Source organism: Bradyrhizobium sp. LB8.2 (genome assembly GCF_040548035.1).
GTDB lineage: Bacteria > Pseudomonadota > Alphaproteobacteria > Rhizobiales > Xanthobacteraceae > Bradyrhizobium.
The window spans coordinates 78,275-96,844 of sequence record NZ_JBEPQV010000009.1; the positions used below are offsets into that span (position 1 = coordinate 78,275).

Here is an 18,570-nt window from a genome sequence, read left to right on the forward strand (position 1 = left end):
GTTCAGAGCGCCAGCATAACTAAGCGATCGTTAATTTCGTGTGAGTTTGCGCACACACGCCCGATATTGAAGCAAGCTCCGGGCCACGACGGACTCGGAGCTCCCTTTACTGCCTTTGCCTCTGGAACCGGCTGGTGGCGGACAGGATGAAGCCGCGCGGGAAGAAACGCAGCGCGAACGGCACAATCTTGATGCCCAGGCCGGGAAGCACTGCCCGTTTGTTGGCCATCAGGCCGCGATAGGCCTGCTGTGCAACGTCGGCGGCAGAAACATTGAGAAGGGCCGTGTCATGTCCCGACCCAACGCCGGCGCGCGCCTGGAATTCGGTGGGCACCGGCCCCGGGCAAAGTACGGTGACGCGGACGCCGTGCGGTGCAAGCTCCGCCCGAAGGGCCTCGGTGAAGGAAATCACATAGGCCTTGGACGCGTAGTAGACGGCCATGCCGGGGCCGGGCAGAAAACCGGCGACCGATCCGACATTGAGAAGACCACCCTTGTTCCTGATGAGCTGATCGGCAAAGCGCAGCGACAGATCCGTCAGCGCGCGGACGTTGACATCCACGATGCCGAGCTGCTCGACGCGGTCGCGCTCGATTGCGTCACCGAATACGCCGAAGCCGGCATTGTTGACGAGATGATCGAGCTCGACGCCTTCGGCAGCGAGTGCGGCGGCGATCTTCTCGCCGGCATCCGCGTCCTCGAGATCGCAGGCGATCACGATCGGCTTCTTGCCGCCCTTGGCGGCGAGCTCGTTCGCGAGCGCCACGAGCCGGTCCGCCCGTCGCGCCGTCAGCGCAAGACGGTGTCCGTTCGCGGCGAACACACGCGCCAGCTCCGTGCCGATGCCCGCCGAGGCACCGGTGATCAACGTTACCCGCTCAGTCACGATCGAAGTCTCTTGAATTGAAGTTTTTTGGCCTGCAACTGGAACGAGAGCATGGGCCGTGCGCGACAGGCAAGCGGCGCCCGCCGCATAGCCACTTGAGCGGGAAACGGGGAAGCAGGAAAACCATGGATTTACAGGGGAATCCGGAACCCAGGCAGCCCAGAGGCTACATTAAAGTTTCGTCATGTGGTCTGTACAACCGCCAATTCGCGGTGTTGGCACAGATCACCCACCGACCGCGTTGTCCTTGACTGGGCCGCCGGCGCGGTCTGCGACCGCGTGCTTCAGGTCGATCCGGTCGCGCTGGGAAATCCCGAGCAGGTCAGAGGCGCGCCAGACGACATTGTCCTCAAATTCAGTAACCTGGCCATCGGCATAGACCAGCTCCCACATCATCTGGACGATGCGCCTGCGGCCCTCTTCGTCGAGCGAGCGCATCATGACGCTGGTGAAGTGATAGAGGTCGACCGCCTCGCCCTCGACCTCCGTCGCATCCGCGATCAGACGATCGGCAGTGCCGCGATCGAGCCCGAAATGGCTTTCGATCAGGCTGTGCAACTTGCTCTGCTCGGCAGCCGTCGGCTGACCGTCGAGCGAGACCACATGAACCAGCAGCGCGGTCGCCGCCAGCCGGTAATCACCGTCACCGAATGCGCGGTCCTGGGCATGAGGAGCAACAATGTCGGCGATGAATTGGCGCAGGCCGTCGAGCATAAGGTCCTACCGAAATCGATGAAGCCGCGGGAGCGCGGCCGCTATCAGCCTTATATGAGTGGGAAACTCAACCGGCGCAACGTGCGTCAGTTACGCACGCTGATTACGTTTCGGCAATCTGTTCCACCTCCGTCATTGCAAGACTTTGGTGAGCGTGATCCGCCCCTCACGGTATCTCGTACACCACCATCTTGTCGGCGATGCCGCGCAGGGCCGCCTGTTTCTGGATCGGCTTGATCGCACGCTGCTGGAGCAGCTCGGCAACCGCGGGCGCATCCAGCACCGGCCCCGTGATGTGAATCTCTTGTGCGGTCGACAGGCTCTGCACGCGGGCGGCGATGTTGACGGTCTGGCCGAAATAATCCTGCCGCTCGTTGAGCATCACCGCAAGGCACGGGCCTTCATGGATGCCGATCTTGACGATGAGGTCGCCAGTGCCGCGCTTCTTGTTGAGCTCGTCCATGGCTGCGCGCATCCGCAGGCCGGCGACGATCGCATGCTCGGGTCGGACGAAGGTCGCCATCACGGCGTCGCCGATGGTTTTCACCACCGCGCCTCTCTCCGAGGAGATGATCTCGAGCAGCGCATGGAAATGCGCGCGCACGAGATCGAACGCGGCCAGATCGCCGACACGCTCGTAGAGCGCGGTCGAGCCCTTCAAATCCGTGAACAGGAAGGTGAGCGAGGTGATCTGGAGCCGCTGGTCGAGACTGAGATTGTCCGCCTTGAACACATCGCGAAAGGTCTGGTTCGACAGCATCCGCTTGGCAGTCAGGAACGGCTTGCGCTTGCCGATGAGATGATGGAGCGCCTCGGCCGCGATGAACACCGACGGCAGCACACGCACGCCGGCCTGATTCTCCAGCGACAGCCGTAGCGGGCCCGGCCGCAGGGTCGTGGTTCCCGTCGGCGCCTGCACCTTGTTGTACATGATGGCGAACTGCTGACGGTCCTTGGTCGGCTCGCCCTGCACGTCGATGAAATGGGCTGCGTGCGTCACCGGCTCGAAGATGATGATGAAGTCGTTCGGCAGTTGCAGCGACATGGTCGCCCTCTCGCCGGACGAGAGCTCCATTGTATCCAATGTCACCTCGTTGGCGAGCGTCGCGAACGATTCCTTGTTGAAGTCGACGCCCGAACTCCAGAACACCTGCTTGAAATACTCCCACACCGGAAGCGTATCAGGATCATGCGCCGCAATGCGCCGGACACGCGAGTTCACGGTGAAGGAGACCTCGACCTGATCGTCGACGGAGGTCTTGTAGCCGCAGGCGCAAAGCGCACAGTGATACTCATCCGGCTTGAGCGCCTTCAGGGTCGAATGCGCCCCCAGCACGCCGCCGCAGCCCGGGCAGAGCACGTTCCAGCCGAGATCGAACAGGCCGAGCCGTGCCGAATGCAGGAACGCCGAGATCACGCGCTCTTCATCGAGGCTGTGCTCCCTAGAGAAGTCGAGGACATTGACGCGGTTGAGCTCGTGATCCTCGCCGTCCTCGATGAGGCGCGCAATCGCGTCGACCACCTTCGCATCGGCGGTCTGCTTCAGAACGGAAAACTGGGCCTGGATATCGCTCATGGCGCAACTCTATCTGTGTTGGATCACGCCATCGGCGAGGCGAGCGCCTCTCACCGACGCGTAATGCGGAACAGGGGTGAACGGTCCGGCTGGGTCGTGACGACGCCGAGCGGGATCACGGGATTTGCCGTATCTGCAAGCTCGACACGGAACGCGCCGATCAGCCGGCCCAGCGCCAGCACGGATTCGGCTTGCGCAAACGGAGCGCCGATGCAGACGCGCGGCCCCGCGCCGAACGGCAAATAGGCGAAGCGGTCGGGCGCTTCTTTCGCCATGAAGCGCTTGGGAATGAACGCATTCGGCTGATCCCACAGCTTCTCGTGCCGGTGCAGCAGCCACGGCGCGATCATGATGATGTCGCCCTTGCCGATCTCGACGCCGGCCGCGTTGTCGTTCTCGCGCGCAGCTCGGGCGATCAGGAAGGCCGGCGGGTAAAGCCGCATGGTCTCCTCGATCACCGCGCGGGTAAACTTCTGGCGATCGATGTCGGCCATGCTGTCGAGGTGCTCGCCACGGGTCTCGGAGGCGACCTCCTCCTGTGTGTCCGGATCGAGCGCGAGCAAATAGAGCGCCCAGAACAGTGCCGTCGCCGTGGTCTCGTGACCCGCGAGGATCATGGTCGCGACTTCGTCGACAAGTTGCTCGTCGGAAAAGCCCTTGCCGGTTTCAGGATCGCGCGCCTCGTCCATGAGGTCGAACAGGTCGCGCGGCGGCGCGCCGTCCTTCTTGCCCATCTCACGCCGCTCGGCGATCAGCATTGCGACGAATTCAGTCCAGCGCTTGCGGAAACGGGCGCGGGCAAAATCCATCGGGCTCGGCCAGGACAGCGGCAGCACCATGTCGAGCAAGTACGGCCGCCCGAGCCGTGCTCCGTACTCCATGACGAAGTTGCGCAAGGTCGGGCCGTGCCGGTCCATGCCGAACGAGAACATGGTGCGTCCGGCGATCTCCAGCGTCATGCGCTGCATGATCTCGCGCAGATCGACCGGCTCGCTCGTGCGTGCATCCAGCTTCACAATAGTCTCGTCGAGCACCGCCGTCATGGGCGGGACGAGGTTTGCCGTCGCGCGCGGCGTGAACGCCGGCGCGAGGGTGCGGCGCTGATGCGTCCACGCATGGCCTTCGGCAATCAGAAGACCTTCCCCGAGCACGGGACGCAGCATGCGGATGCCCGCCGGGGTGCGCGAATAATTCTCGTAATTGCTGAGCAGAACGTGCCGGATCGCATCCGGCTGGTTCAGGATGAAACTGTTGCGGAAGACGAAACGGCCCTTGATGACGTCTTCCTCATAGGCCCGCTGTCCCCAGGTCGCGATCATGTTCCGCTTGATCACCGCAAGCCGGCCGAGGAACGACATATCGTCGGACGCACGCGGCGAGGTCGGAGGGACGATGGGCCGACGCACGCTGGCGATATTCATGGCTCTCTCCCGCGGAGGTGACGCAGGCAAATAGCTAGTAAGTCAGCTCGGCAATCGCAATCCTGTTCTCGGAGGCAGGCCAGGCGCGTGCCACAATTCGTTCTTCGTTGAATTGAGCCCCGATGCTACGCCCGACGTCGCCGGCCGGAAGGCGCAGTGTTGCTGTCGAATCCGTGGGCACGCCCGATTTGACGTCGGCCGGGCCCTTGCCGTCGAGCAGCACCACGTCGCGCGGCAAGCCGAAGTAACCGCGCGGACGCGACAGGATGACGACAGCCGCGGCGTCCTTGTCCGCGGGCCCGAGCGGGCGCGCGGCGCGCAGATGCACCATTTCTGACGAGCGGGGGAAGGGTGAGCGGTAGATGTGCGTTGTCGGCGCATCCGGCGATGTCAGGACGAACTCGAGCGACCAGGAAGGCTCGACCTGCGCCGGGCCCCAGCGGCCGTCGGCGCCGGTCTTCGCGCTGTGCACGGCATTGCCCTTGCGCTCACCGGTTTCAGGATCGACGCGAAAGACATCAACGGTTGCGCCCGCCACCGGCCGATTGGTCGGCGCGCCGCCCGGCGTGCCCGTCACCAGTCCGCCCAGCTTCACGCTCTGCTCCGGCACGATCGCGATGCGCGCGGGCTCACGTCCCGCGATGAATTTGTAGATCTCGCGGAAAGCCCGGGGGTGAAACGCCACCTCGCGATGATCAAGCGCGCCGAGCACGAGATTGGTAGCCCCCGTCAACTCTGGACCTTCAACGGTGACGCCAGTTGGCGTGCCCGGCTTGCCGATAAAGCGGCCATCGGCCTGCGCGTATTTGTCCATGCCGTCGCTGCGCAAGGTGAGAAAGGCAACACCCGGCGTCACCTCGCTCTTGCCATCGTTCAGGCCGCGCAGGAATGCGCCGCGGCCGTTGAACTCGCTGTTGAGCTGGTCGTCGGTCGCGAACACGCCGTGATTGGGCGTGCCGCACAGCACGGCATGGCTGACATCGCCGGCACCGCCGTTCTTGATCACGTTACGGATCGCATAGCCGCCGCGCGAGCTGCCGACCAGCGCCACGCGGGATGCACCGGTGCGACGCTTCAATTCAACGATGGCGGCGGCGAGCTCGCGGCGCTGGTCCTCGGTCGAGGAGCGGCCCGCTTGCTCGACCTTGTCGTCGCTTCGTGCATTGGGATCGGTGAAATTGATTGCCTGCATGCGGTCACGCGCAATGCCGTTGGATTCCATCCGCCACATCGTGGTCATCCAGAGCGCGTCGTAGTCGCCATTGCCATGGACGAACAGGATCGGCGGCACCTCGCCCGGCGCGGCGGGGGCGGGTTGGGCCAACGCGCCCGCCCGCAAGCTCGCAATTGCGAAAGGCAGGCTGCCCGCACCTTGCAAGATCATCCGTCGCGACAGCTTCATGTGTTCCTCCCCGGCAAAACCATCTCTTTGCACCGCTTATACCGGCCTAACCACTGGACAGCGAAGGACTTTCGCGGGCATCACTGAACATACCGGAATCGCTGAAGCCACTTCTGCCAGACCTCCTGGAAGGGGATATGACCGAGCAGACGAACCGTCAGAGAATTGCCGCAGACGGCATCACCGCGCCGCTACGTTACACCGTGTTCCGGCGCATCTGGCTCGCCAGCCTGCTCTCCAATCTCGGCCTGCTGATCCAGGGCGTGGGCGCCGCCTGGGCGATGACGCAGATGGCGGCCTCGGCGGACAAGGTGGCGCTGGTGCAGACCGCGCTGATGCTGCCGATCATGCTGATCTCGATGCCGGCCGGTGCCATCGCCGACATGTATGACCGCCGTATCGTCACCCTGATCGCGCTCGTGATCGCGCTGACTGGCGCGACCGCGCTCACGATCCTGGCCGGGTTCAATCTCATCTCCCCGGAAACGCTGCTCGCTTTCTGCTTCGTGGTCGGCAGCGGCAACGCGCTGTTCGGTCCGGCCTGGCAGTCCTCGGTCAGCGAGCAGGTGCCGCCCGATGCACTACCTTCGGCCGTGGCGCTGAACGGCATCAGCTACAACATCGCGCGCAGCTTCGGCCCTGCGGTTGGCGGTGTCATCGTCGCCGCGCTCGGCTCGGTGGCGGCGTTTGCGTGTAACGCGATCCTCTATCTGCCGCTGCTGGTGGTGCTGCTGCTCTGGCGGCGCAACAACGAGCCCTCGCGTCTTCCGCGGGAGAAGCTCAACCGTGCCATGGTGTCGGGCTTCCGCTACATCACTAATTCGCCGCCGATCAAGATCGTGCTGCTGCGCACGCTGGTGATGGGCCTGATTGGCGGCGCCATCATGGCGCTGATGCCGCTGGTCGCGCGCGACCTGCTGCATGGCGGCGCGCAGACCTACGGCATCATGCTGGGCGCCTTCGGCATGGGCGCAGTGGTCGGTGCGCTCAACATCCACGAATTGCGCAAGCGCATGAGCGGCGAAGCCGCGATCCGCGCCTGCACCATCTCGATGGCGTTTGCGATGGCCGCGCTCGCGGTCAGCACCGAGCCGGTGCTGACCGCGGCTGCGCTGGTGCTCGCAGGCGCAGTCTGGATGGCCGCCGTCGCGCTGTTCAATATCGGCGTGCAGCTCTCGGCGCCGCGCTGGGTCGCCGGCCGCTCGCTCGCGGCGTTCCAGGCCTCGATTTCCGGCGGCATCGCGATCGGTGCCTGGGGCTGGGGCCATCTCACCGACTATGCCGGTGTCGAGGTTGCGCTGCTGACGGCCGCCGGCCTGATGCTGATCTCGCCGGTGCTCGGGATCTGGCTCACGATGCCGCGCGTCGGTGCCCGCAACGAAGACGCCGATGTGCTGGCCGATCCGGAAGTCAAACTGTCGCTCACGGCGCGCAGCGGGCCGCTGGTGGTCGAGATCGAATATCGGGTCAGCCAGGAGAACGCGCGCGCTTTTCACAACGTGATGCAGGACGTGCAACTCTCCAGGCAGCGCAACGGCGCCTATGGCTGGTCGATCGCGCGCGACATCGCCGATCCCGAATTGTGGACCGAGCGTTATCACTGTCCGACCTGGCTCGACTATCTGCGCCAGCGCAACCGCTCGACCCAGTCCGAACGCGCGCGGCATCAGGAGGCGATCGCCTTCCATATCGGCCCCGATCCGGTGCGGATCCGCCGCATGCTGGAGCGCCCGTTCGGCTCGGTGCGCTGGAAAGAAGACACGCCGGATCGCGCCAGCACAGAGGTGCTACCGGTGGTCGCGACCGCGGCGGGGAGCAGCACGTAGGTTTTTCGCAATCCGACCCCGCGTCCTACTGCCCGTGGTCCGTCAGCACCTTCTCGCAGCCTTTGCTGAGTCGGGTACGGTTCTGCTTCAAGCAAGCGAGCACGGCGCCATCGCCGTTGTTCATCACCGGACGGCAGAAGCGCGTGACGTCGCGTGCGCAGGCGTCGTGTCCGGGCTGCTGTTGCGCGGACGCGCCCGATGCGCACACAATCAAACAAACAATGAAAAGAAATCTGGTCATCGCGCAATGCCTCTTACCCGGAAGAACGTGCGGGCGAAGCTAGTGCGACGATCTCCTGGTCGCAACGGCTTTATTCGCAGACTGTATGCGCCGCCGCGTGGCCCCGGCTTGACGCCGGGGCACATCGCGAGGGGAGCTAACCGACGCAACGATCGTTACCGTTGCTGTTACTGACCGTCTCTTACTAACCGTCCTGGGCGTCAGCGACCTTGCGTGACGCGCCACCCTTGGCGAGATCCTTGTCCATCACCGCGCGGCAACCGACGCTCAGATCCGAACGATGCTTCATCATGCACGCCGTGATCTTCGGGATGTTGGGGATTTCCGACGAGCACAGGCGGAAGGCATCGCTGGTGCACTGCTGCTGCGCTTCGGACGAGAAGGCGAAGCTCGAGCCGGTTGCGGCGATCGAGACGATGGCGGCAAAGCCCAGAGCCAGGCTGGTGTCGCGGATCTTGCTACTCAAGGACTTGGTGTTCAGCGAGATGGTCATTTGAAGCTCCCATTGGCACCGCGGAACCGGGCCCGTTGTTGATGGGAACGACGATGCTCCAGCAAAACAGTTTCGACTGTGATGACGGTCACGGGCGGCCCCCGCTCTGTGACATCGGTCACTTTGGCGCACCCCGCTGAAATTCCTTCGGATCCGCTGTCGTGTTGGTGTCACGTTAACCGATCCTTCGCATTAATGGATCGGCGAGCGGGAAATTCCGCAGATTTGGTTGCGTAATTGGAAAGAGTAGCGATGCGTAATGCGTTGGGCCTGATGCTGGCCAGTGTAGTTGCAGCGGTCGTGATTGCCGCCGGCGGTTGGTTTTATTATTCCTCGCGCGCCGATCAGGCCGCTCCCAAGACAATTGCAGCCCGTGCCGCCGATCAACTGCCGGCACCGGCAAAGCTCGCCGCCAGGGATGACGTCGAGACCACTGCAGCGATCGCCGGCAAGCCGGCGTTACCCGCTCCGGCGCCAGCCCCGGCCATGCCGGTGCAGCAGAAATCGACCTGCGCAAATCCGAATGCACTGGGCGTGTCCCGCGTGGTCGAGATCGACACCACCGGCGGTCCGGGCTTCGGCTTCGAAACCTTCAAGCAGTTCGACTTCCTCACCGACAAGGAGGTCGTGCTGACCTTCGACGACAGTCCCTGGCCGGTCAACACGCCCGCGGTGCTGAAGGCGCTTGCGGATGAATGCACCAAGGGCCTGTTCTTCTCGGTCGGCAAGCACGCGACCTACCATCCGGAAATCCTGCGCCAGGTGCTGGCCCAGGGCCACACGGTCGGCACACACACCTGGTCGCACCTCAATCTCAACAGCAAGAAGTTGACGGAGCAGCAGGCCAAGGACGAGATCGAGAAGGGGTTCAGCGCGGTGAAGCTCGCGCTCGGCACCAACCCTGCGCCGTTCTTCCGCTTCCCGCAGCTTCAGCATAATCCTGCAATGGTGAGCTATCTCGGCACCCGCAACGTCGCGATGTGGTCGACAGATCTCGATTCTTTTGACTTCAGGAAGGGCGCTACCCCCGAGAAGATCGTCGAGACGGTGATGACCAAGCTCGACAAGCTTGGCAAGGGCATCGTCCTGATGCACGACTTTCAGAAGCACACCGGCGAGGCACTGCCGACGCTGCTCGCGCGGCTCAAGGCCGGCGGCTACAAAATCGTGCAGATCAAGGCGAAGACGACCTTCCAGACGCTGCCGGAATATGACGAGGCGCTGCTGAAGGACCTGAAGGTGCCGACCTCGAGCGCGCGTCCGATCGGAAACGTGGTGCAGACGGTTTCGCAGTAACGCGTCAGTCCGATCCAAAACTCTTGCGTCATGGCCGGGGCTTGTCCCGGCCATATGCTTTTGGGACCAAAGACACCTTACCAATAGATGCCGTGGCGATGCAGCTCGCCGATGATGCGACCTTCGGTCCAGCTGCGCTTGTGCTTCGGCTTGTCCGCCTTCGCGGCGGGTTGGATCGCCGCGGGTGCTGACGTCGCCATCGTCGTGGTCGGCGCGGTCGCAGCAGGGGCCGTGAGCGAAATCGCGGGCGGGCGATCGAGATATTTCGGAGCTTCGGCGGCTGGCGCTGCTTCGCTCACCTGCGTCGGCGCGCTCGTTGTCGCCGTCGTTTGCGGAGCCGAAGCCTGTTCGTTGGTCGAGGCCAGTGACAAGCCGCGCGGGCCGCCGGCCTGGGCAGATGCGGAGGCCAGCACCATGGCGGCGGCTACCAGAATGATCTTGCGCATATGAATTCTCCCCGTGTTTGGCGTGAGCTGGACACTATGGGAGCCGATCGCGAGGTTATGTGATCACGATCACTCATGCTGGCCGGCCAGAAACTCGGCATCAAGGAGGTCGACGACGGCATTTGGCTCGCCAGCTTCATGCACTATGATTTGGGATATTTCGACCTGGAGCAGAAAACCCTGCAACCCCTCGACAACCCGTTCGGCACGAGGTTGTCACCCATGTCTTAGGTACGACCTGTTACCGATGTCTCCGGACTGGACACTGAGGCGCTGGTGCCGCAAGAGGGATTCGAACCCCCGACCCCGTCATTACGAATGACGTGCTCTACCAACTGAGCTATTGCGGCGAACCCCGCCGGAACACGGCAATGCCGGTCCCGATACGCGCGATCGTGATATCGGGCATGGCCCGAATTGGCAAGGTGGAGCCGGCTTCGAAATGCCGCTCACCCGCCCCAGCGGGACCAGAATCCGCGCCAGCCGCCGGCCTGGACCTTGGCCGTGCCGATTTGTTCCGTAAATTCATCGCTCGGACCCTCGTCGTCGATCCCGGGATCATCCGGGGCGCGGATGATCGGGATGACGGCGGGAATAGGCGCTGGTGTCGGCTTGCCGAGGTCGGCGCGGGTCCGGAACACCGGCGTTGCTGCCGCCGGGGATGATTCGGCGATCTCGGGATCCGGCTTAACCGGCTCGGCGGGCGCGACGACCGGCTCTTCGTTGGCGGCCTCTTTGACTTCGGGGGGCGAATTGTCCTGTGCGGCAGGCAACGGATCCGGCGCCGTTACCGGCGGTTCCGCCGGGCTTTCGCTCGGGGCCGCCGTCACCCGCTTCGGCGGCGGGGCCGCCAGCATGGCTTCCTCGAAGGCCGAGGATTCGATCGTGTCGCCCTTGCCGGAAGGAAGACTCGCGACCGGCGTTTGCCACTGGAACGCGTCAAGGCGGCCGGTGACCGGGGAAACCGGACGCCAGCGCTCGCTGACATAGCCGTCCGCGGTCCAGGCCGGATCGTGGCGGGCGCGCACCGCGCGCAAGGTCCAGGCGCGGGCACGGCCGCCGTCACCGTGCTCGGTGCGCTCGATCTCGGCCATCAGCAGCGCCACGCGCTGGGTCGGATCGTTGATGTAAGGCGCCAGCACCTCGCGCGCACGGGCAAACTCGGACGCATCGATCGCGGCGCGCGCGATCGCGAGCTGGCCCTCGGCATAACCAGCCTTATCGACAGGAATCTTGGCGGCAAGCGTCTCGACCCGCTGCAGGCGCTGCCGTGCGGAATCGCCGAGCTTCACATGCGCATAGGCATCCGCGAGGTCGGGATGCGGATTGGCGAGCCAGGCGGCTTCCACCAGCTTCATGGCGCGGCGCACCTGATGCGCCTCGCTCTCGAATTTTGCGGCAAGCACTGCGGCCGGCACCAGGGTCGGCGCGAGCTTGATCGCCTCCATCACGCTCCCGCGCGCGACATCGCGGTCCATCGTCTCCAATTCCAGCGCGCGTGCGGCGAGCAGCACGCCGCGCTGGCGGCGATAGGCCTGCTTGTCGATCAGGCCCGCGGACAGATTCGAATCGAGGATCGCGAGCGCGCCGCTCCAGTCACCGCGCGCGCAGCGGAAGCCGAGCACCGCATGCGAGGCCCAGGTCGAGGACGGCGACAGCTTGATCGCTTCCTCGGCGATCATCACCGCGCCGACCGCATCGTCGGCGCGCTGCGCCTCGATGAACAGGCCGCGCAAGCCGAGCAGGCGCGTGTCCTCGCGCTCGGCCATGGCACGGAAGACGCGCTGGGCTTCGTCGCGATTGCCTTCGAGCTGCGCGGATTGCGCATGCAAGAGAAGTGCGAGCGGGTCGTTCGCGGCCAGCCGCCGCGCGGTGTCGGCGTGGCGACGAGCAAGCGCGGTGTCGCCATGGCCGATCGCGAGCAGGCCGTGGGTGATGGCGTGACGGCCGCGGGCGTGACGCTTCTCGTGACGACGGCGGCGCAGATGCCCCGGCGCGCGCCAGATCATCGTCAGGAGACTCCAGACCAGCACGACTGCCGCGGCAAAGAGGCCGAGCAAGAACACGAACCTGGGCAACGTCGTTGTGGCGCGGAACGCGCCTGCGGTCAGGACGAGATCGCCGGGCTGGTCGGCGACCCAGGCCGCGCCGGCCGCCGCCAGCGCGATCAGGACAAGGAAGAGGACGATGCGAAGCATGACGATCCCTATACGCGCGGATTATTGCGCGAATCTTTATTGACCGGGCTTGACGAGATCCGCCATGGCATCGTCGGCGAATTTGCGGGACGCCGCGAGCGCGGCGTCGCGGGCATCGGCCTTGTCGAGCCAGGCCTGCGCCGGTGCGCGGTCGGCCTCCGGCAGCGTCTTCACCTCGCGCCGAGCTTCCACGAAATCGTTGCGAAGCGCTGCGGCCGTCACCCTCGAGACGATAGCGCCGCGATCGCTGCCGATCCCGTCGGTACGTTCGATGCGAACGAGTTTTGACGCCCCCGCCTGAAGGCGCTCGACGATGCCTGCGCTGCTGGCCGGGGTTTCCGGCGGCGGCGACAGTTTTGGCACGATGTTGAGGAGCTCGCGGCTCAGCGCGACCGGCGTCGGAATACCGGACGATGCAAAGGTGTCGAGCGGCTTCAGCATATCGGGCTTTGCCGCAAGCGACCGCGCCGCGGCGAGCTGCGATTCGTAAGCGTCGCCATGGCGAACGGCGACGTCGAGCAGGGCCGCCGCCACCACATGGCGCAGCGGCTTGTCGTCCATCGTCCTCGCATCGGCAATCTTCTCGCCCTGCTGCGCGAGTTCGGCACGTTCGGTCTTGGTGGCACGCTCGAGCTGCGCGAGGCGGTCGTTGAGAGCGGCAAGATCGGGCGCGACAGCGGGCGGCGCCGATTTCGCGTCGTTCAGGGCGCCCGCGGTCTTGTCAGACTGCGCGCGCAGATTGGCGATGTCGCTGCGCAGGCCGGTTGCGGATTTCTCCAGCGCATCGATCCGCGCCAGCATGGCCGGATCGGCGGCAGGCTTGCCCGCCTTGGCTTCGACCGCGGCAACGCGCCCGCTCAGCGCATCGACCGTTGCGCCCGTCACTTGCGGAGCGGCCGGCGGTGCCTGCACCGCAGGCCAGCCCAGCATCCAGCCGACGGCGATCACAATTGCGGCTGCGACCGCGCCCGAGAACGGAGCGATAATCCAAGGTGAAATCGATGGCGATACGGACGCGGACGCAACGGAAGACCGCTCCTCGGCAGGTTCGGGCTGCGGCTCGGCATTAGCTTCGTCGAACTTGGCGGCTTCGGACTTGGCCTCTTCGGACTTGGCCTCTTCGGGCTTGACCTCTTCAGACTTGGCCTGCTCCTGCGCGGCCTGTTCGGTCGCCGCAGCCTGCGGCTGGCCCGCCACCTCCTGCGGCTGGGTGGAGACTTCGGTTGCCTCGAGGTCGATGGTGGGCGGGGTGCGCTTGGCACGGCTGGACTCGGGAGCCAATCCTGCGTCTTCAGGCTTGTCGTCGGCCATCGTGACGGTTCCTCACACTTACATGCCCTAAACGAATCCGATTGCGTGGGATTCGGCCCGACCTCTTACGCCAAACGGGTGCGCAAAGCACGCTCCAAGGAGTCAAATAAGGCATTTTCGTCCGGCGTCGCGGCCACCAGAACCTGCGAGGCACCGGCCTCGCGCAATATGCCTGCGACCGTCTCGGACAGGCAGCATTGCGGGATCGCCAGAGCCGAGATTTCGACACCTTCACCCCGCGCGGCCTCCAGGAAAGCCCGCGCGCTGCGCCGGGAGTAATGCAGCACCGCCTCGATCCCATGGGCGGCAAAGCCCTCACAGACATCGCGCGGCAACAGCTTGACCGGGACCATGCGATAGGTCGTCTGCGTGACGATGCTAAATCCTTCGGCGCCCAGATCATCGCTGAGGTCGCGCGACAGATCCGCGCCCGCGAGATAAAGCAGCGTGCTCTTTTTCTTCAGCCGCTTGTTGCGCGCGCTCTCCATCACCTTGTCGCGCAAAGCCGCGGCATCGCCGCCGGCGACCACCACCTCGGCAAAGCCTGCATCGCGCGCCGCGGCAGCGGTGTGCTCGCCGACCGCAAACAGCGGCAGCGGCAGGAGGCCAAGGTCCGGCAATTGCGGTGCGACGGCACGGATCGCATTGGCCGACGTGACGATGACGGCGCTGTAGCCCGTCTCACTCTCGTCATGGAAGACGACCGGCTCGAACTTGAGCACCGGGGCAAGCAGCACCACATGACCCCGCGCGCGCAGATTTTCCGCTGTCGCCACATTGTCGGGATGCGGCCGTGTGACAAGAATGGACATCGCTTGGTTCCGGGCACGTGGCGGTGACGTATTCACGAGGAGAGCTGCGCGTGGCGATTGCGCAAGCCGACCCCGGAATGCTACCGGACGTACCAGAACTCTGCTTTGCGGATGAGCGCAAGGGGTGAGAAGGGCGCAGATTGGATACCAATTCGCCAATGCTGGTACTGGGCATAGAAACCACCTGCGACGAGACCGCCGCGGCCGTGATCGAGCGCACGCCTGACGGCAGCGGCAAGATCCTGTCCAATATCGTGCGGTCGCAGGTCGAGGAGCATGCCCGTTTCGGCGGCGTCGTGCCGGAGATCGCCGCACGCGCCCATGTCGACCTGCTCGACGGCATCATCGACCGCGCCATGCACGAGGCCGGCATCGACTTCGCCCAGCTCAACGGTGTCGCGGCCGCCGCGGGCCCCGGATTGATCGGCGGCGTCATCGTCGGTCTCACCACCGCGAAGGCGATCGCGATGGTCCACGCCACGCCGCTGGTGGCGGTGAACCACCTCGAAGCGCATGCGCTGACGCCGCGCCTCACCGATGCACTCGAATTTCCCTATTGCCTGTTTCTCGCCTCGGGCGGCCATACCCAGATCGTTGCGGTCACCGGCGTCGGCGAGTATGTGCGGCTCGGCACCACCGTGGATGACGCGATCGGCGAGGCCTTCGACAAGGTCGCGAAGATGCTGGGCCTGCCCTATCCGGGCGGCCCGCAGGTCGAACGCGCGGCAACAAGCGGCGATCCGGGGCGATTTGCGTTTCCGCGGCCGATGCAAGGACGCCCCGACGCCAATTTCTCGTTGTCGGGATTGAAGACGGCGGTGCGCAACGAAGCGAGCCGGCTAACTGAGATCACGCCGCAGGACGTCAGCGATCTCTGCGCGAGTTTTCAGGCTGCCGTGCTCGACTCCACCGCGGACCGGTTGAGCGTCGGTCTCAAACTTTTCCGCGAGCAGTTCGGCGCGCCGCGTGCGCTGGTGGCGGCCGGCGGTGTCGCCGCCAACCAGGCTATCCGCGGCGCCCTGCATGACGTTGCGAGGAAAGCCGGAACGCAACTGATCATGCCACCGCCCGCACTCTGCACCGACAACGGCGCGATGATCGCCTGGGCCGGCGCCGAACGTCTCGCGCTCGGCATGACCGACACTATGGAAGCGCAGCCCCGCGCGCGCTGGTCGCTCGATGCGAACGCGACGGCACCGGCCGGGTACGGCAAAACGCGGGCGGGATACTAAGCAATGACAGCGTTCCGATCCGTCGCGGTGATCGGTGCAGGCGCCTGGGGCACGGCGCTCGCGACTGTGGCTGCGCGAGCCGGACGAAACGTGACGCTCTGGGCTCGCAATGCCGAGCACGCAATACGAATCGCATCGAGCCGCGACAATCCGCGGCTGCCCGGCGTACGGATCGCGCCGGAGATCATCGTCACGAGCGATCTCACCATGGCGGCGCGCGCGGACATGCTGCTGATCGCGACGCCGGCGCAGCATCTGCGCGGCGCGGTCAACATGCTGGCTTCGCACCTCGCAAAGCCGGTGCCGATCGTCGCCTGCGCCAAGGGCATCGAGCACGGCACGCACAAATTCATGACCGACGTGATCGCGGAGGCCGCGCCTCACGCGCAGCCGGCGATCCTGTCGGGCCCAAGCTTTGCCGACGACGTCGCGCGCGGCCTGCCGACTGCGGTAACGCTGGCGGCGGTGGAAGAAGCGCTGGCCAGCCACCTCGTGCAGGCGCTGGGCTCGGCGACCTTCCGGCCCTATCACACGACGGATGTCCGCGGCGTCGAGATCGGCGGCGCGGCCAAGAACGTGCTGGCGATTGCCGCCGGCATCGTGGTCGGCCGCAAGCTCGGCGCCTCCGCACTCGCCGCACTGACCACGCGCGGCTTCAGCGAGTTGGCGCGGCTCGGCCGCGCCTGTGGCGCGCGCACGGAAACGCTCTCCGGCCTCTCCGGTCTCGGCGACCTGCTCCTGAGCTGTTCGACCGCGCAATCGCGCAATTTCGCGCTCGGGATAGCGCTCGGTCGCGGAGAGGCGGCGCCGGCGGGCAAGCTTGCGGAAGGTGCATTCACTGCGCCCGTGCTGGTCGAGCTCGCGGCCGCGCGGCACGTCGACATGCCGGTCTCCCAGGCAGTGGCTGCCATCCTGGATGGCCGGTTGACGATTGACGCCGCGATCGAAGGGCTGCTGACAAGGCCGTTCAAGGCTGAGGAATGACGGCGGCCTCTACCGCGTCGCAGGTTGCACTTAACGGCCTGCGCGCGCTGGTTTAGCCTAGCGGCGAACCGCAGGGATCCCGGTCCAACAACAATGAGGTGAGTTTGCGATGAACTACTGGCTGGTGAAATCCGAACCGTCGGTGTGGTCCTGGGACCAGCAGGTGGCGAAGGGCGCCAAGGGCGAAGCCTGGACCGGCGTGCGCAATTACACCGCGCGCATAAACCTCGTGAACATGAAGAAGGGCGACAAGGCGTTCTTCTATCATTCCAACGAGGGCAAGGAGATCGTCGGCATCGCGGAGATCATCAAGGAAGCCTATCCCGATCCGACCGACAAGACCGCAAAATTCGTCTGCGTCGACATCAAGGCCGACAAACCCTTGAAGACGCCGGTAACGATGGCCACGATCAAAGCCGAGAAGAAACTCGCCGACATGGCCCTGGTGAAGTATTCGCGCCTCTCGGTGCAGCCGGTGACGGCCGAGGAATGGAAGCTCGTCTGCAAGATGGGTGGGATGTAGTTGCTGCAATTGCAGGTGTGTAGTCCGATCCGGGATTAGCTTTGCTCCATCAGCGCTACGATATCCGAGCTTGCGTCTCCGGCAACGCAAACACCTCACATGGCGCAGCTATGCCGCGTAGCGAATGCGATCCAAGCGCGATCAGAGGCATGTCCGTCTCGACGGCGAGCGCGCCCGACACCAGCACGGTTCTGCCGAGCGGCTTGCACAATCCTTCGAGCCGGCTGGCGAGATTGACGGCGGGACCGATCGCCGTGAAATCGAGCCGATTGGCGGCGCCGATATTGCCCCACAGCATCCCGCCGAGATGCAGCGCCGCGCCGAACGCGAGCGGCGGCAGACCTTGGGCGCGGCGTTCCGCGTTGAGATACGTCATCCCGGCTTCGGCTGCGCTCGCGGCGCGCAGAGCCGCATCGCAGGCGTGGCGCGGGGACGCCTCGACCACCGGAAAGATCGCAAGCACACCGTCGCCGATGAATTTCAGCACCTCGCCGCCGAAGGCGTGAACCGCGCCGGCAATGCGATCGAACCAGGCATCGAGCGCCGCGATGACATCGGCAGGCGGCGTGGTTTCCGACAGGAGCGTGAAGTTGCGCAGATCGGCATAGAGCAGCGCGGCCTGTATGGTCTCGCCGAGATCGCGCCGCAGGGGTGCCGCCAGTACCCGCTCCGCACTGCGCTTGCCGAGATAAGCATCCAACGTCGCGCGCAACGTTGCACGCGCGGCAAGCACCGCAAGGGGCGTCGCAGCAAAGCGCGCAGCCTGGCGCAATTGCTCGATCTCGTCCGCGGTGAACGGACGCGGCCCGATCCAGCCGAGCAAAGGCCCATCGGGCGGTCCAACCGCGTCTTCGTGCACCTCACCGTCCGCGATGTCGCGCAGCCAGCGGCGGCCGGCGTCGTTGGGCGTGTCGGGCGCGAGGCCGCTTGGTGCGAAGCCAAGCGCTTCGATCACCCGGCCGCTCTCCGCGCGCCACAACCAGGTCCGCTTCGCGATCAGCGGATGTGGCACCTCCAGCGTCAGGCTGCCTGCCGCAAGCGGCACGCCGTCGGCGACCAGATGTGCGCCGAGTTCCGTGAGCAGGCGGTCCGCCCCGGCGCTATCGGCGGCGGCATCGACAAGCCAGGCGAGCGTCGGCGAGAGGTGCATGGTCCGATCATGACGAAGGCAGGCCGTCTTTGTCACGGGCAATCCTTGACGGGCCGCGC

The 18,570-nt window shown here is 65.3% G+C and carries 18 protein-coding genes and 1 tRNA gene; 6 read left to right on the forward strand and 13 right to left on the reverse strand.

Translation table 11 applies throughout. The features are described 5' to 3' along the window. Positions 1-106: 106 nt before the first annotated feature. The 5 genes from ABIB06_RS13755 to ABIB06_RS13775 form a co-directional block, all read right to left on the reverse strand. Positions 107-886, reverse strand: coding sequence for an SDR family NAD(P)-dependent oxidoreductase (locus ABIB06_RS13755; RefSeq protein ID WP_247352437.1), 780 nt, complete (start codon positions 884-886; stop codon positions 107-109). A 225-nt stretch (positions 887-1,111) separates the two neighbouring features. Further along, positions 1,112-1,600, reverse strand: a complete 489-nt coding sequence (locus ABIB06_RS13760) for a tellurite resistance TerB family protein (protein WP_247352439.1) — start codon at positions 1,598-1,600, stop codon at positions 1,112-1,114. A gap of 166 nt (positions 1,601-1,766) precedes the next feature. Beyond that, entirely contained in the window at positions 1,767-3,176 is a 1,410-nt protein-coding gene (locus tag ABIB06_RS13765; protein ID WP_247352441.1) for an adenylate/guanylate cyclase domain-containing protein, read from the reverse strand. 50 nt (positions 3,177-3,226) lie between these two features. After that, a complete protein-coding gene (locus ABIB06_RS13770) occupies positions 3,227-4,597 on the reverse strand; it encodes a cytochrome P450 (protein ID WP_354048427.1) in 1,371 nt (456 codons plus the stop codon). Between the two features lie 34 nt (positions 4,598-4,631). Next, entirely contained in the window at positions 4,632-5,999 is a 1,368-nt protein-coding gene (locus tag ABIB06_RS13775) for a hydrolase (protein ID WP_354068849.1), read from the reverse strand. A 137-nt stretch (positions 6,000-6,136) separates the two neighbouring features. Between ABIB06_RS13775 and ABIB06_RS13780 the strand changes: the two genes are divergently transcribed. After that, on the forward strand, positions 6,137-7,825 hold the full coding sequence (locus ABIB06_RS13780) for an MFS transporter (protein WP_354068847.1): 1,689 nt from the start codon (positions 6,137-6,139) through the stop codon (positions 7,823-7,825). Between the two features lie 25 nt (positions 7,826-7,850). Here ABIB06_RS13780 and ABIB06_RS13785 read toward each other — a convergent pair whose 3' ends face one another. Further along, a complete protein-coding gene (locus ABIB06_RS13785) occupies positions 7,851-8,066 on the reverse strand; it encodes a hypothetical protein (RefSeq protein ID WP_247352449.1) in 216 nt (71 codons plus the stop codon). A 184-nt stretch (positions 8,067-8,250) separates the two neighbouring features. Beyond that, on the reverse strand, positions 8,251-8,559 hold the full coding sequence (locus tag ABIB06_RS13790; RefSeq protein WP_247352451.1) for a hypothetical protein: 309 nt from the start codon (positions 8,557-8,559) through the stop codon (positions 8,251-8,253). Positions 8,560-8,811: 252 nt separating this feature from the next. Between ABIB06_RS13790 and ABIB06_RS13795 the strand changes: the two genes are divergently transcribed. After that, complete coding sequence (locus ABIB06_RS13795) at positions 8,812-9,855, forward strand: polysaccharide deacetylase family protein (protein ID WP_247352452.1); 1,044 nt, start codon at positions 8,812-8,814, stop codon at positions 9,853-9,855. 77 nt (positions 9,856-9,932) lie between these two features. On the opposite strand, the gene ABIB06_RS13800 is transcribed toward ABIB06_RS13795, so the two are convergent. Next, positions 9,933-10,301 carry a hypothetical protein gene (locus tag ABIB06_RS13800; RefSeq protein ID WP_247352454.1) on the reverse strand — a complete coding sequence of 123 codons (369 nt, stop codon included), beginning with the start codon at positions 10,299-10,301 and terminating at the stop codon, positions 9,933-9,935. Positions 10,302-10,376: 75 nt separating this feature from the next. On the opposite strand from ABIB06_RS13800, the gene ABIB06_RS13805 reads away from it, so the two are divergent. Further along, on the forward strand, positions 10,377-10,532 hold the full coding sequence (locus ABIB06_RS13805; RefSeq protein WP_247352456.1) for a hypothetical protein: 156 nt from the start codon (positions 10,377-10,379) through the stop codon (positions 10,530-10,532). A gap of 43 nt (positions 10,533-10,575) precedes the next feature. On the opposite strand, the gene ABIB06_RS13810 is transcribed toward ABIB06_RS13805, so the two are convergent. From ABIB06_RS13810 to ABIB06_RS13825, 4 genes are all read right to left on the reverse strand, one after another. Next, positions 10,576-10,651: transfer RNA gene (locus ABIB06_RS13810), tRNA-Thr, on the reverse strand. Between the two features lie 99 nt (positions 10,652-10,750). Continuing rightward, on the reverse strand, positions 10,751-12,499 hold the full coding sequence (locus ABIB06_RS13815; protein ID WP_354048436.1) for a heme biosynthesis HemY N-terminal domain-containing protein: 1,749 nt from the start codon (positions 12,497-12,499) through the stop codon (positions 10,751-10,753). Positions 12,500-12,535: 36 nt separating this feature from the next. Further along, complete coding sequence (locus ABIB06_RS13820) at positions 12,536-13,810, reverse strand: COG4223 family protein (RefSeq protein WP_354068845.1); 1,275 nt, start codon at positions 13,808-13,810, stop codon at positions 12,536-12,538. Positions 13,811-13,875: 65 nt separating this feature from the next. After that, on the reverse strand, positions 13,876-14,622 hold the full coding sequence (locus ABIB06_RS13825) for a uroporphyrinogen-III synthase (protein WP_247444165.1): 747 nt from the start codon (positions 14,620-14,622) through the stop codon (positions 13,876-13,878). 158 nt (positions 14,623-14,780) lie between these two features. On the opposite strand from ABIB06_RS13825, the gene tsaD reads away from it, so the two are divergent. The 3 genes from tsaD to ABIB06_RS13840 all read left to right on the forward strand — a co-directional run bounded on the left by tsaD (position 14,781) and on the right by ABIB06_RS13840 (position 17,361). Next, positions 14,781-15,854, forward strand: coding sequence for a tRNA (adenosine(37)-N6)-threonylcarbamoyltransferase complex transferase subunit TsaD (gene tsaD, locus ABIB06_RS13830; protein ID WP_247444166.1), 1,074 nt, complete (start codon positions 14,781-14,783; stop codon positions 15,852-15,854). A gap of 3 nt (positions 15,855-15,857) precedes the next feature. Continuing rightward, a complete protein-coding gene (locus ABIB06_RS13835) occupies positions 15,858-16,838 on the forward strand; it encodes an NAD(P)H-dependent glycerol-3-phosphate dehydrogenase (protein ID WP_247444167.1) in 981 nt (326 codons plus the stop codon). Positions 16,839-16,947: 109 nt separating this feature from the next. After that, the gene (locus ABIB06_RS13840) at positions 16,948-17,361 is read left to right on the forward strand and encodes an EVE domain-containing protein (protein ID WP_247352467.1); all 414 of its coding nucleotides are present in this window, start codon (positions 16,948-16,950) and stop codon (positions 17,359-17,361) included. Between the two features lie 55 nt (positions 17,362-17,416). Here the strand turns inward: ABIB06_RS13840 and ABIB06_RS13845 are convergent, their stop codons facing one another. After that, positions 17,417-18,511: an adenylate/guanylate cyclase domain-containing protein gene (locus ABIB06_RS13845; RefSeq protein WP_354048535.1), complete on the reverse strand. Its 1,095-nt coding sequence runs from the start codon at positions 18,509-18,511 to the stop codon at positions 17,417-17,419. Positions 18,512-18,570 lie beyond the last annotated feature (59 nt).